The following is a 12,249-nucleotide window of genomic DNA, read 5'->3' as shown; positions in this document are numbered from 1 at the left end:
GACCCGGCCGCACCGCGCGGCCGGGTCCGTCGCGTTCTCGCCCTCCCACCGGCGGGGCGCGGCCGGGGCGGGGCGGCCCCCAACGGCCCCGTGAGCCCCCGGGAGACGTCCGGGCGGCCCTCCCCTCCGGAAGGGTGGCCGGTGGTGCACAGCCGCGGACAGGGCGGCGGCCCCGTCCGTGCGGGACGCACCGCCGCCGACCCCCGCGGGTGCGGGACGGAGAACCCCGGTCCCACCAGGGTTTCGGCGGCGGCTCCGCCGTCCCGCACGGGTGCGGGACGGCGCTCCGGGCCCGGGGGAGGCGCACACGGAGAAGGGGGCCGACCGCCTCCCGGCGGCCGGCCCCCTTCCGGAGCCCTGGGGATCAGGCGCCGTAGATGTCGTCGATCTCCTTGCTCCACTGCTTGCTGACCACGTGCCGCTTGACCTTCAGGGAGGCGGTCATCTGGCCGCTCTCCTCGGTGAAGTCGCTGGGCAGGATCTTGAACTTCTTGATGCCCTCGGCCTTGGACACCGCGTTGTTGGCGTTGTCCACGGCCTCCTGGACGGCGGCGTTGAGGTCCGGGTCCCCGGTCAGGTCCGCGATCTCGCCGGTCTTGCCGTTCGCCTCCTTCCACTGCGCGAACGACTCCGGGTCGATCGTGATCAGCGCGGCGATGAACTTGCGGTTGTCGCCGACCACCATGCACTGGCTGACCAGGGCGTTGGCGCGGATGCGGTCCTCCAGGACGGCAGGGGCGACGTTCTTGCCGCCCGCCGTCACGATGATCTCCTTCTTGCGTCCGGTGACGCTCAGGAAGCCGTCGTCGTCGAGGGTGCCGAGGTCGCCCGTGCGGTAGAAGCCGTCCTCGGTGAAGGCCTCCTTCGTGGCCTTCTCGTTCTGCCAGTAGCCGACCATGATGTGGTCGCCCTTGAGGAGGATCTCGCCGTCGTCGGCGATCTTCACGGTGGTGCCGGGCAGGGGCTGGCCCACGGTGCCGATCTTGTTGAACTCGGGGCTGTTGACCGAGGTCGGCGCGGTCGTCTCGGTGAGGCCGTAGCCCTCGATGATGGTGAAGCCGATGCCGCGGAAGAAGTGGCCGAGGCGGGCGCCCAGGGCCGAGCCGCCGGAGACGGCGTAGTCGGCGTTGCCGCCGAGTGCGGCGAGCAGCTTGCCGTAGACCAGCTTGCCGAACAGCTTGTGCTTGAGCTTCAGCCCGAGCGGGATCTGCCCGGTGGGGAGCGCCTTGCTGTAGGCGATGGCGGTCTCGGCGGCGGCGTTGAAGATCTTGCCCTTGCCCTCGGCCGTCGCCTTCTGCTCGGCCTTGGTGTAGACCTTCTCGAACACGCGGGGGACCGCGAGGAGGAAGGTCGGCCGGAAGACGGAGAACTGCTCGATCAGCTCCGGACCGGTGGACGGGAAGTGGCCGAGGGTCGCCTTGCCCTCGACGACCATCACCTGGACGAAGCGGGCGAAGACGTGGGCCAGGGGCAGGAAGAGGAGGGTGGAGGGGTTCTCCTTCCCGCGCAGCACCTGCTTGGCGGGGCCCGCGAGGGCGTTGTGGGCGATGAAGAGGAAGTTGCGGTGCGTGAGCTTGCAGCCCTTCGGGCGGCCGGTGGTGCCCGAGGTGTAGATGAGGGTGGCGATGTCGTCGACCTTGACGGCGGTGCGTCGCTTCTCCAGCGCCTCGTCCGCGACCTCGGTCCCGCTGGAGCGCAGCTCCGCGAACTCGGGGCCGTCGAAGCGCCAGACGGGGCCGAGGGCGGGAGCCTTGGCGCGGATCGACTCGACGCGCTCCGCGTGGTCCCCGGTCTCCACGAAGGCGGCCTTGGCGGCGGAGTCGGAGAGGATCCACTCGATCTGCTCGGCGGAGGAGGTCTCGTAGATCGGGACGGTCACACCGCCGACGGACCAGATCGCGTAGTCGACGACGGTCCACTCGTAACGGGTACGCGACATCAGGGCGACGCGGTCCCCGTGCTCGACGCCCGCGGCGATCAAGGCCTTGGCGTACGCGGCGATGTCGCCGTGCAGCTCCGCGACGGTGACGTCGCGCCACTGGCCGGACTCCTGCCGGCGGGCGGCGACGGCTGAGGGCTCGCCGACCGCGCGCGCGTAGAGCGTGTCGGTCAGGCGCGCGTCGTCGGAGATCTCAGCCTTCGCGGGAGAGCTGTATTCGCGCACGTGGTGCTCCTGGACGTGTACGGGTTCTGGATAAGTGGGGACGTGACGACCGTAACAACAGAATGCTACTCATGAGTAGAACGTGTTGCCGTTCGGTATCCAACGGTGATCCGGAGCCGAGGCGTGGCAGGGAGTGAACGCGCTGTTCAGCGTGGTGTCCCCCTGTCGCCAGGCGTGTCGGGTCCGAGTCCCTGAAGTGTCGTGCGGTACGCGGGCCCGTCCGGTCCGACGGCGTGCGGCGCCCTCGGGGGAATCGGAAGTGCGCAGGTCAGGAGGGTGATTTCGCTGACTTCGCGTACGCACGCGAGACTATACGCCTGCCATGGTCTTTGTGCACATCACGTTAACTCTGTGTCATATGACTTGTATGAGGCGTTTCGTCGCGCTCGGAAGGCGGAAACCCCACCGTCCGCGACAACGCCGGGGGAGCCCCGGCTCATCCCTGGCCCGTCCCTGAACCTGCCCTGAGAAAGCCCGCCGGGCGCACCGGGTCCGGTTACCGTGAAGCCAGGAACACGGCGCGAGGAGAGGAAGCGGACATGGCGGAGAACACCGGTCGCGACGGCGGTTCGGGTGCGGGAAGGGGGGACGCCCCGGACCTCATCGACGACGCGCTGAGGCTGGTCGACACCCTCCAGCGCAGACTCCTGGTGGCCGGGGTGAAGCGCGGGGTCGGCGCCGTCACCTCTGCGCCCCCGGCCAAGGGGGACGTGTGGGAGGAGGCGATCCGGCTGGAGAGCGAGGAGGAGCGGCCCCCGCTGGAGGAGGTCCTCGACATCGTGCGCAGGTCCGCCCCCGAGGTCGCCGGTCACCTGGGGCGCGCCGGACTGGCCGCCTTCGACGCCCTCGGTCGCACCTGGGGCGTGGTCGAGCGCTCCCTGGAGCAGGGGCGCGCGGACGACGCGGGGCGTCGTGAGGCCGGGAAGGACCCCGCCGCCGAGCCGCCGGCCCCCTCCTCGTCCTCCCCGGCCCCGGTGCAGGACGGCGCCCCGGAGACCGCGGACGGGCAGGCCGGGGCGGGGGAGCGGGGTTAGCCCGGCGGCTTTCGCTCCCGGGGTGTCGGGGGTCGCGTCCGGCCTGGTTTAATCGAATGGTTTACACCATTTGAAAACCCTCTGCCATGAACCTTGAGACTTATGTCAGAGTTCGGGCGTAAGTGCGAAGGAGCAGCCCCCATGCTGACCATCGGCGTAGACATCGGCGGAACCAAGGTCGCCGCCGGGGTCGTCGACCGCGACGGGCAGATCCTCGACAAGGTCAAGTACCCCACCCCCGCCGCCGACCCGGAGGGCCTGGCCGACGTCGTCGCCAAGGCCGTCGCCGAGCTGTGCGGCAGGCAGGAGCCGGAGTCCGTCCGGGCCGTCGGCGTGGGCGTGGCCGGGTTCGTCGACGAGGACCGCGCGACCATCCAGGTGGCGGTCAACCTGGGGCTGCACGACGAACCCCTCAAGGAGCGCGTCCAGGAGCGCGTCGGCCTGCCGGTGGTCATCGAGAACGACGCCAACGCCGCGGCCTGGGCGGAGGCCCGGTTCGGCGCCGGTCGCGGCAGCGACCACATCGTCTGCGTCACCCTGGGCACCGGCATCGGCGGGGGCCTGGTCATGGGCGGGGCCCTGCACCGCGGCCGCTTCGGCGTGGCCGCCGAGGTCGGCCACTACCGGATGGTTCCGCACGGGCGCCGCTGCGCCTGCGGCAACCACGGGTGCTGGGAGCAGTACGCCAGCGGCCGGGCCCTGGTGGCGGAGGGGCAGGACCGCGCCCGCACCGACCCCCGGGCCGCCGAGCGCATGCTCAAGCTGGCCGACGGGGTCGTCGAGCAGGTGGAGGGGCACGTCATCACCCAGGCGGCCCTGGAGGGCGACCAGGCCGCGCTGGAGTGCTTCGGGATCGTCGGGGAGTGGGTCGGGCTGGGACTCGCGGACCTGGCCGCCATCCTGGACCCGGAGTGCTTCGTCCTGGGCGGCGGGGTCTCCGACGCCGGGTCGATCCTGCTGGACCCGGTCCGCGCCTCCTTCGCCCGGCACGTGTCGGGCCGGCCCGGCCGGCGCCTGGCCGAGGTGCGCCTGGCCGAACTGGGCGGGGAGGCCGGCATCGTCGGAGCCGGGGACCTCGCCCGCCACTGACCCGCCACGCCCCGGCCCCGGGCCGCCGAGGCCGACGCACGTACGGAGCGGGTCCCCGTGCCGCCACGGGGACCCGCTCCGTACGTCGTGGGGAAGGACTACTCCTTCGCGTCGTCGCCGCCGCTGCCCCGCGCGGCCCGCTTCTCCTCCTTGCGGGCCCGGCGCTCCTCCTTGCGGCGCTCGCGCTCGGCGCGCCTGCGGTCCTTGTCGCCGGCGTGCTGCTCGCGCCGCGCCTCCTTGGCCTCGGCCTCCAGCTCCGCCTTGATCGACTGCGCGTAGCGGTCCACGTACTCCTGGCCGGACAGCTCCATCAGCGCGTACATGATCTCGTCGGTGACGGCCCGCAGTACGCGCGGATCCGTCTCCATGCCCTCGTAGCGGGAGAAGTCCAGCGGCTTGCCGAACTTGACCTTGGGGCGCACGCCCAGCTTGGGGACGGTGCGGCCGGGAGGCATGATCTTCTCCAGGTTGATCATCGCCATCGGCACCACGGGGGCCTTGGACTCCAGGGCCAGCCGCGCCACGCCGGTACGGCCGCGGTACAGCTTGCCGTCCGGGGAGCGGGTGCCCTCCGGGTAGATGCCCAGCAGGTCGCCGCGCTTGAGCACCCGCAGGCCGGTGCGCAGCGCCGCCTCGCTCGCCTTGCCGCCGGACCGGTCGATCGGGATCTGGCCCACGCCGGTGAAGAACGCCCGGCTCAGCAGCCCCTTCACGCCCGTGCCGGTGAAGTACTCGGACTTGGCCAGGAAGGTGATCTTGCGCGGCAGCGGCAGCGGACCGAAGAAGTGGTCCGAGAAGGACAGGTGGTTGCTGACCATGATCGCCGGACCGCGCCGCGGCACGTTCTCCACGCCCTCCGCGCGCGGCTGCCACAGCACGGCCAGGATCGGCCCCAGGAACGCCTTGACCACCCAGTAGAACATCGCTCAGATCACCCCTGCACACGCGGGGAGGACTGGGCAGGGCCTGCCACGATTCACTGTCCCGCTCGACCGACATTGCCAGAAGGGCTCGCGCCCCGGGAGGACGTCGGAGCCGCCGCCTGACGTGCGCCATCCTCCCACCGTGCGGGGGCAACTGCCAAAGCGCCCCCAAACGGGCTCTCGGCCCGACCCAGTCGAGGATACTCAGTCGGCCCCCGCGGTGCGCTGTGCCCCTCTCGTCCCCGGAGGCCGGGGCGTTAGTGTGCACCCATGACAAACACTCCGCCGAGCGGCTAGCCTCACGGCTGGAGTCGGGGGCCTGGACGCCCGGCGGCGCCCGGTCCACGGCCGACGCCGGCACCGCCGACACCGACGCGTACCGCACGATCCCCTGGAGCCGCTCCGTGAGACCGACCGACACCGTACCCCTCATCCCCGGGGCGGAGCCCTTCAGCCACCGCGGGTCGGAGGTCGGCGTACTGCTCTGTCACGGATTCACCGGGTCCCCGTACTCGATGCGCCCCTGGGGGGAGCACCTCGCCGCTGCGGGGTACAGCGTGGAGATCCCCCTCCTGCCCGGGCACGGCACGGTCTGGCAGGACATGAACCTCACCACCAGCGACGACTGGTTCGCCGAGGCCGAACGGGCCCTGCTGGACCTGGCCTCGCGCTGCGAGGAGGTGTACGTCATGGGGCTGTCCATGGGCGGGGCCCTCACCCTGCGCCTGGCCCAGGAGCACCCGGACCTCGTGCGCGGGGCGGTGCTGGTCAACCCGTCCCTGGCCCTGGAGGACGCGAGGCTGCCGTTCATCGCGCCGGTCCGCCGCCTCGCCTCGCGGATCATGCCCTCCACGCCGGGGCTCTCCAGCGACGTCTCCAAGGACGACACGACCGAGGGCGGGTACGACAGGGTCCCCACCGCGGCCGCCGCGACACTCCCGAAGCTGTGGCGCGCAGTTCAGGAGGGCATGTCCGGTTTGCGAGCGCCGATTCTGGCCTATCGCAGTACCCAGGACCACGTCGTCGGACCGCGGAGTCTGCGTATCCTCGCTAGGAGAGCGGTCAACACCCGGCTGACGATCCACCTGCTGCACGACAGCTACCACGTGGCGACCCTCGACCATGACGCCGCCGCCATCTTCGACGGAAGCCTCGCCTTCGTGCGGGAGCACCGTAGAAGCGGGGAAGGAGCCGACCGATGACGCAACGTCGGGGTAACGGCCTGCTCGCCGACGCCTACGTGCCCCTCATCCTGCTCGCGCCCTCGCACGCCGACACGATGCTGGAGGCGCTGCGACGCAGCGGGATCGCCGCCTACGCGGTGCCCCTGAACGAGGACGTCCTGGATCCGTCCGGGGGCGGGGCCGACGACCCGCCCACCGACCACCTCTACGTGGACGCCGAGGAGCGGGCCGCGGCGGAACGGGTCCTGGGCGCCGAGCTGCCCGACCTGGGCCACTCCGACCCGGACCTGCTCGCACCGCACGGGGACTCCAGGCCCGAGGCCGACGGCGCGGAGGGCGGGGCCGCCCCCGACGCCCAGGCCGACGGCCCCGCGGGCGGCGACCTGCTCGACGGGCCGCTCGGCGACCCCGACGCCGCGCAGGCCAGGTCCTCCGACGAGGACCACGTCTGGAACGACCTGGTGGCGCGCTTCTACGACGAGGACGCCTCCGACCGGCCCACCCGCACGGCCTGGCCGGACGCAGAGAACCTCGGGGCCTCCGACCGGCGCGAGGACGCCGGGCCCGGGGGAGGCGGCGCCCCCGACGGCGACCTGCTCGCCGGAGGCCCTCCCGACGCAGCCGGGGAGGACGACGAGGACGAGGACGCGCGGCGCCGGGCCGAGGCGGAGCTGGAGGGCCACTACGAGCCCCCGCCCCCGCCTCCCCTGCTCAAGGGCGACCGGGTCGGCATCGCCGCCTGGTTCGGGCTGCTGGGCGGACCCGTGCTGGTGTTCGGCGCGGCGTTCGCCGGCATCTCCCTGCCGAACTGGATGATGTTCCTCGCCGTGGTGGCGTTCCTCGCCAGCTTCGTCGTGCTCATCCTGCGCATGACCGACTCGCGGCCGCCCGGGGACAACGGGCCGGACAACGGGGCGGTGGTCTGACCACTGGGCTTCGACGTCCCCCTCTGGCGCGCGTTCGCCGTCTTCCGCGCCGCGACCCTGGTCTACTCCCTCGTCCTCCTGGTCCAGAACCACGGAGCCCTGACCAGGCCCTGGGTCGCGTGGACGGTCCTGGCGGCCATGGCCGTGTGGACCGTGGCCGCCACCTACGGCTACGCGCGCCCCGAGCTCCGCACCTGGCGCCTGCTCACCGCCGACCTGGCCGTCGCGTTCGCCTGCATGTTCGCGACGGCCGCCGCCGCCACGCCCTTCTACCTCACCCAGGCCCCGCCCCTGAGCGGCTACTGGTTCGCGGGGGCGGCGCTCTCCGCCGCCGTCATCTGGGGACGGCGCGGAGCCGGTGTCGTCGCCCTCCTCTACGGCTTCGCCGACCTCACGCTGCGCGTCGTCATGGACGCGAACATCACCGCCGCCACCGCACGGGGGGTCGTGCTCCTGCTGCTGGCGTCCCTGGTCGTCGGGTACATGGCCAAGGTCGCCGAACAGGCGGAGCGGCGCTTCGCCCAGGCGGTCTCCCTGGAGGCCCGCCTCCGTGAGCGGGAGCAGCTCGCCCGCTCGATCCACGACTCCGTGCTCCAGGTGCTCGCCCTCGTCAGCCGGCGCGGGGCCGAGGCCGGCGGCGAGGCCGCCGAGCTCGGCCGGATGGCGGGCGAGCAGGAGGTGCGGCTGCGCGCCCTTTTCGCGGACGGGCTCCCGGGCGGGGACCCGCCCGGCGGGTCGTCCGGGGACGGCGCCGCGCGGGCGGGGGCGCCGGGGGCCCGCGGAGCGCCGCGGTGGGCCGGCGCCCGGGACGGCGCCTCCGGCCGCGCCGCGGCCGTGCACGCCGACCCGCGGTCCCGGGGCGGGCCCCGGGGCGGCGGTCCGGGGGCGGGGTTCGACGGCGCCCCCGTGGACCTGCGCGAACAGGTTCGCAGGGCGGAGTCGTCCCGCGTCTCGGTGTCCGCGCCGGCCTCCCCCGTCCTGCTCCCCGCGCGCACGGCCGAGGAGCTGGCCGCCGCGGTCCTCGCGGCCCTGGACAACGTGGAGCGGCACTGCCCCGGCGGCACCCGTGCCTGGGTGCTGCTGGAGGACGAGCCCGGCGGGGTGACCGTGTCCGTGCGCGACGAGGGGCCGGGGATCGCGCCGGGCCGGCTGGAGGAGGCGCACGCGGACGGCCGCCTCGGCGTGGCCCAGTCCATCCGGGGGCGTGTGCGGGACCTGGGGGGAACCGTCGAGTACGTCTCGGTCCCGGGGCAGGGAACGGAGGTGGAGATGCGCGTCCCCCGGGGGAACCCGCCTCAGAGGGGAGGCCCGTGGCCCGGTTCCTCCTGGTAGGAGAACCGCTGCTCGCTCCACGGGTCGGCGCGGTTGTGGTAGCCGCGCTCCTCCCAGAACCCCCGCCGGTCGGCGGTCATGTACTCCACCGCGCGCAGCCACTTCACGCTCTTCCACCCGTAGAGGTGGGGGACCACGAGCCGCAGCGGGAAACCGTGCTCGGGGGCGAGGGGCTCCCCGTCGCGGTGGGTGGCCAGGAGGACCTGCTCGGACAGGAAGTCGTCCAGGCGCAGGTTGGCGCTGTACCCGTACTCCCCCCAGGCCATCACGTGCGTCACCTCCGGGGCCGGGGGCGCGGCGGAGACCAGGTCGAGGGCGCGGACCCCGCCCCAGGGGACGCCGGGGACGCTGAACCGCATCACGCAGTGGAAGTCGCTCACCGAGTCGGTGCGGGGCAGCGTGCCGAACTCCTCCCACGTCCACCGGTAGGAGCCCAGGGTCTCCGTCGCGCCCATGACCCGGAAGTCCCACCTGTGCGGCCGGAAGACGGGGACGGGCCCGTAGTGCAGCGGTCTGTGCTCGTACCGTACGGCCTGGCCCGGCGGGATCCCGGGCCCCCCGGCGCGCCCGGCGCGATCCTCCCCCGCACCGCCGTCCCCGTCCGCTCTCTCGGACAACACGTCCCCCTGCTCGTCCCGCTCCGGCCGCCCGGCCCTTGCACTACGCCCCTGCCGACGGGTCGGGCGTGTCCCCCGCCGGGACCTCCCCGTCCCGTCCGCCGCGGGGGAACGCGGCGCCCGGCCATCCTGCCAGGCGCCGACGAGAGCCAGGTCACTCGCCCCGTGCGTGCGGGCACGCCACAACCGTGCGCTATAGTCACAGCCATGCAGCGAAACTTCTGGCGCTTTTATGGCTACCGGCCCGATACCCCGGTCGCCTGTAAAGCGCTGCGCTGACACAGACGACTTGAGCCCCGGGCCGGTAGAGCCCGGGGCTTTTTCGTGTCCCGGGCGCGCACCGGTCCCGCCACTCCCACCGACAAGCAGCTAGGGACGAACCACATGGTCATCGTGATGGCGCCGGACGCCACCCCCGACAACATCGACTCGCTCGTCGAACTGGTCACCTCCTCCGGAGGCGAGGCCTACGTGACCCGAGGGGTCAGCCGTACGATCATCGGCCTGGTCGGGGACGTCGAGCGGTTCCAGAACCTGGGCCTGGCCGCGAAGCCCGGTGTCAGCGACGTCCTGCGCATCTCCGCGCCGTACAAGCTGGTGAGCCGCGAGAACCACGACAGCCGCAGCGTCGTCAGCGTCCGGGGGGTGCCGATCGGCGGGGACAACGTCACCGTCATCGCCGGCCCGTGCGCCGTCGAGACCCCGGAGCAGACCCTCGAGGCCGCCAGGATGGCCCTCACCGCGGGCGCCTCCCTGCTGCGCGGCGGCGCGTACAAGCCGCGGACCTCGCCGTACGCCTTCCAGGGGCTGGGCGAGGCGGGGCTGAAGATCCTCGCCGACGTCCGCGAGGAGACCGGTCTGCCCGTCGTCACCGAGGTGGTGGACGCCGCCGACGTCGAGCTCGTCGCCTCCTACGCCGACATGCTCCAGATCGGCACCCGCAACATGCAGAACTTCGCCCTGCTCCAGGCGGCGGGCGACGCGGGCAAGCCCGTCATGCTCAAGCGGGGGATGAGCGCCACCATCGAGGAGTGGCTGATGGCGGCCGAGTACATCGCCCAGCGGGGCAACCTCGACATCGTCCTGTGCGAGCGCGGCATCCGCACCTTCGAGAAGGCCACCCGGAACACGCTCGACATCAGCGCGGTCCCGGTCGCCCAGAACCTGTCCCACCTGCCGGTCATCGTCGACCCGTCCCACTCGGGCGGCAAGCGCGAACTGGTGCTCCCGCTGTCCCGCGCGGCGGTCGCGGTCGGCGCCGACGGCGTCATCGTGGACGTGCACCCGCACCCGGAGACCGCCCTGTGCGACGGCCCGCAGGCCCTCCTGGAGGAGGACCTGGCACAGCTGCGCGACCTGGCCGGCACCCTCGCCGCCCTGAGCGGGCGCACCCTCACCCCGGCGCCCGGCCGCGAGCTGGCCGGTCTCTGAGGCCGTGGCGACGGAGCCGCCCCGCCACGTCCGACGTGGCGGGGCGGCTCCGTCGCGGGGCCCGCGTCAGAGGCGGGCGGCGGCGGGCTTGCTCGCGCCGTCGAGGCGCTTGGGCGCGGCGTCGCCGAGGAAGCTCGGCTTGTGCACCTGGGCCGTGGTGACCAGGTGCTCGACGAGCTCCTCGGCGTCCAGGCGCTTCTCGATCTGGCGCAGGTCGGGGATCTTGGCGGCGGTCTCGACCTGGCGCGGGGTCAGCATGGTGCAGCAGTCCTCGTCGGGCAGCTCCGAGATGGCCAGGGTGCCGATCCTGCGGGCCTGGTCCATGATCTCGGTCTTGTCCATCCCGACGAGGGGGCGCAGGATCGGCAGGTCGACGGCGTCGTCCAGCGCGGTGAGGTTGGTCATGGTCTGGCTGGAGACCTGGCCGAGGGCGTCCCCGGTGACCAGGCACTCGGCGCCGAGGTCGTCGGCGAGGGCCTCCGCGGTCTTGAGCATCAGGCGCCGCTGGGCGACGATCTGGAGCCGTTCGATGCCGGAGCTCTTCAGCTGCTGCTGGGCCTTGCCGAAGGGGATCACGAACAGGCGCGAGCCCACCTGGTAGCGGTCCAGCTGGCGGACCAGGCTGTAGGCCTTGTAGATGGACTCCGGGCCGGTGAACGGCATTCCGGAGAAGTGCAGGAAGTCGACCTTCAGCCCGCGCCGGATCATCCGGTGCGCGGCCACGGGGGAGTCGATCCCGCCGGACATCAGCACCAGTCCGCGACCGCTCATCCCCGCGGGCAGGCCGCCCTGGCCCGGGATGCCGTCGGTGAACACGAACGCCTCGTCCTTGTCCACCTCGACGTACAGGGTGTTGTCGGGCCGCTTCAGGTTCACGGGGTAGCCGTGCGCCTCGATGACTTTGGAGCCCAGGTACCCGGCCAGCTCGGAGGAGGTCATCCCGAAGCGCTTGTCGCGGCGGCGCGCGCGCACCGCGAAGGAGCCCTGGCGGCCGGCCAGGGAGCGCACGCCGATGTCGGTGATGGCGTCCAGGTCCTTGGCCACCCGGCGGACCAGGTGCACCCACACCACGCCCATGACGTTGGCCATGCGGTCGGCGATCTCCGCGACCTCCAGGTCGGAGGCGCCGGGCTTGCGGACGATGATGACGCCCGCGCCGCGCTGCGAGAGGCGGACCTCGCCCAGGTCGCGCACGGACGCGCGGATGTTGTTGTGGAGCCGCCGTTCGAACAGCTTGCGGTTGGAGCCCTTGAGGACGATCTCGCCGAGCTTCATGAGCACGCAGAGCTCGCCCAGCCCGGCCTCGGCTCCTACCTCGGTGACGGGGAGCGGCGCGGACTCGAGCGACGCGGACATGGTGCTACCTCCGGTGAATGCCTACGGCCCGGTACGAGGTGGGAGCGTCGGCGGTGGAACCGGGTGTCCAGCGCCGCCCTCCAGTATCGAACATCCCCCCGACCGCTCGAACCGTTTTCCGACGGGGTGGGAGGGCATGCGGCGGTAAACACAGTGTTGCGGCGGTCCAGGACGCGGACGCGCCCCCTCCCCT

10 protein-coding genes are annotated in these 12,249 nt (G+C 72.6%); 6 read left to right on the top strand and 4 right to left on the bottom strand.

Annotated features, from left to right (window positions below):
* Positions 1–364: 364 nt before the first annotated feature.
* Positions 365–2,164, bottom strand: coding sequence for an AMP-dependent synthetase/ligase (locus tag ACFQBR_RS29775; protein ID WP_344184107.1), 1,800 nt, complete (start codon positions 2,162–2,164; stop codon positions 365–367).
* Positions 2,165–2,703: 539 nt separating this feature from the next.
* Between ACFQBR_RS29775 and ACFQBR_RS29770 the strand changes: the two genes are divergently transcribed.
* Together ACFQBR_RS29770 and ACFQBR_RS29765 are read left to right on the top strand one after the other, a co-directional pair.
* The gene (locus ACFQBR_RS29770) at positions 2,704–3,198 is read left to right on the top strand and encodes a hypothetical protein (RefSeq protein ID WP_344184106.1); all 495 of its coding nucleotides are present in this window, start codon (positions 2,704–2,706) and stop codon (positions 3,196–3,198) included.
* Between the two features lie 141 nt (positions 3,199–3,339).
* Positions 3,340–4,287 (top strand): ROK family glucokinase, encoded by a 948-nt coding sequence (locus ACFQBR_RS29765; protein WP_267948891.1) that lies wholly within the window; start codon positions 3,340–3,342, stop codon positions 4,285–4,287.
* Positions 4,288–4,385: 98 nt separating this feature from the next.
* Here the strand turns inward: ACFQBR_RS29765 and ACFQBR_RS29760 are convergent, their stop codons facing one another.
* Positions 4,386–5,210: a lysophospholipid acyltransferase family protein gene (locus ACFQBR_RS29760; protein WP_344184105.1), complete on the bottom strand. Its 825-nt coding sequence runs from the start codon at positions 5,208–5,210 to the stop codon at positions 4,386–4,388.
* Positions 5,211–5,614: 404 nt separating this feature from the next.
* Here ACFQBR_RS29760 and ACFQBR_RS29755 point away from each other — a divergent pair, with 404 nt between their 5' ends.
* From ACFQBR_RS29755 to macS, 3 genes are read left to right on the top strand one after another with little or no spacing between them, the layout of a single operon-like run.
* On the top strand, positions 5,615–6,412 hold the full coding sequence (locus ACFQBR_RS29755; RefSeq protein ID WP_344184104.1) for an alpha/beta hydrolase: 798 nt from the start codon (positions 5,615–5,617) through the stop codon (positions 6,410–6,412).
* Positions 6,409–7,320, top strand: coding sequence for a hypothetical protein (locus ACFQBR_RS29750; RefSeq protein ID WP_344184103.1), 912 nt, complete (start codon positions 6,409–6,411; stop codon positions 7,318–7,320). Before ACFQBR_RS29755 ends, ACFQBR_RS29750 begins: the two co-directional genes overlap by 4 nt.
* Before the next feature lie 3 nt (positions 7,321–7,323).
* Entirely contained in the window at positions 7,324–8,652 is a 1,329-nt protein-coding gene (gene macS, locus ACFQBR_RS29745; RefSeq protein WP_378554915.1) for a MacS family sensor histidine kinase, read from the top strand.
* Here the strand turns inward: macS and ACFQBR_RS29740 are convergent.
* A complete protein-coding gene (locus ACFQBR_RS29740; protein WP_267950305.1) occupies positions 8,616–9,200 on the bottom strand; it encodes a molybdopterin-dependent oxidoreductase in 585 nt (194 codons plus the stop codon). The genes macS and ACFQBR_RS29740 overlap by 37 nt on opposite strands.
* Positions 9,201–9,653: 453 nt before the next feature.
* Here ACFQBR_RS29740 and aroF point away from each other — a divergent pair, with 453 nt between their 5' ends.
* Entirely contained in the window at positions 9,654–10,700 is a 1,047-nt protein-coding gene (aroF, locus tag ACFQBR_RS29735; protein WP_267948895.1) for a 3-deoxy-7-phosphoheptulonate synthase, read from the top strand.
* Positions 10,701–10,766: 66 nt separating this feature from the next.
* Here the strand turns inward: aroF and thiI are convergent, their stop codons facing one another.
* A complete protein-coding gene (gene thiI / locus ACFQBR_RS29730) occupies positions 10,767–12,056 on the bottom strand; it encodes a tRNA uracil 4-sulfurtransferase ThiI (RefSeq protein WP_267948896.1) in 1,290 nt (429 codons plus the stop codon).
* Positions 12,057–12,249: the final 193 nt, after the last annotated feature.

Origin of the sequence: Nocardiopsis tropica, from assembly GCF_042660575.1 — a bacterium.
Taxonomy (GTDB): domain Bacteria; phylum Actinomycetota; class Actinomycetes; order Streptosporangiales; family Streptosporangiaceae; genus Nocardiopsis; species Nocardiopsis tropica.
Note: the sequence above shows the minus strand (reverse complement) of the source record. Positions and strands in the feature narration are given on the sequence as shown.

What these genes read in the sequence shown, in the direction of transcription:
- aroF (WP_267948895.1), top strand. Translation starts at nt 9,654, where the DNA reads ATGGTCATCGTGATGGCGCCGGACGCCACCCCCGACAACATCGACTCG.
- ACFQBR_RS29760 (WP_344184105.1), bottom strand. Translation starts at nt 5,210, where the DNA reads ATGTTCTACTGGGTGGTCAAGGCGTTCCTGGGGCCGATCCTGGCCGTG.
- ACFQBR_RS29765 (WP_267948891.1), top strand. Translation starts at nt 3,340, where the DNA reads ATGCTGACCATCGGCGTAGACATCGGCGGAACCAAGGTCGCCGCCGGG.
- ACFQBR_RS29770 (WP_344184106.1), top strand. Translation starts at nt 2,704, where the DNA reads ATGGCGGAGAACACCGGTCGCGACGGCGGTTCGGGTGCGGGAAGGGGG.
- thiI (WP_267948896.1), bottom strand. Translation starts at nt 12,056, where the DNA reads ATGTCCGCGTCGCTCGAGTCCGCGCCGCTCCCCGTCACCGAGGTAGGA.
- ACFQBR_RS29750 (WP_344184103.1), top strand. Translation starts at nt 6,409, where the DNA reads ATGACGCAACGTCGGGGTAACGGCCTGCTCGCCGACGCCTACGTGCCC.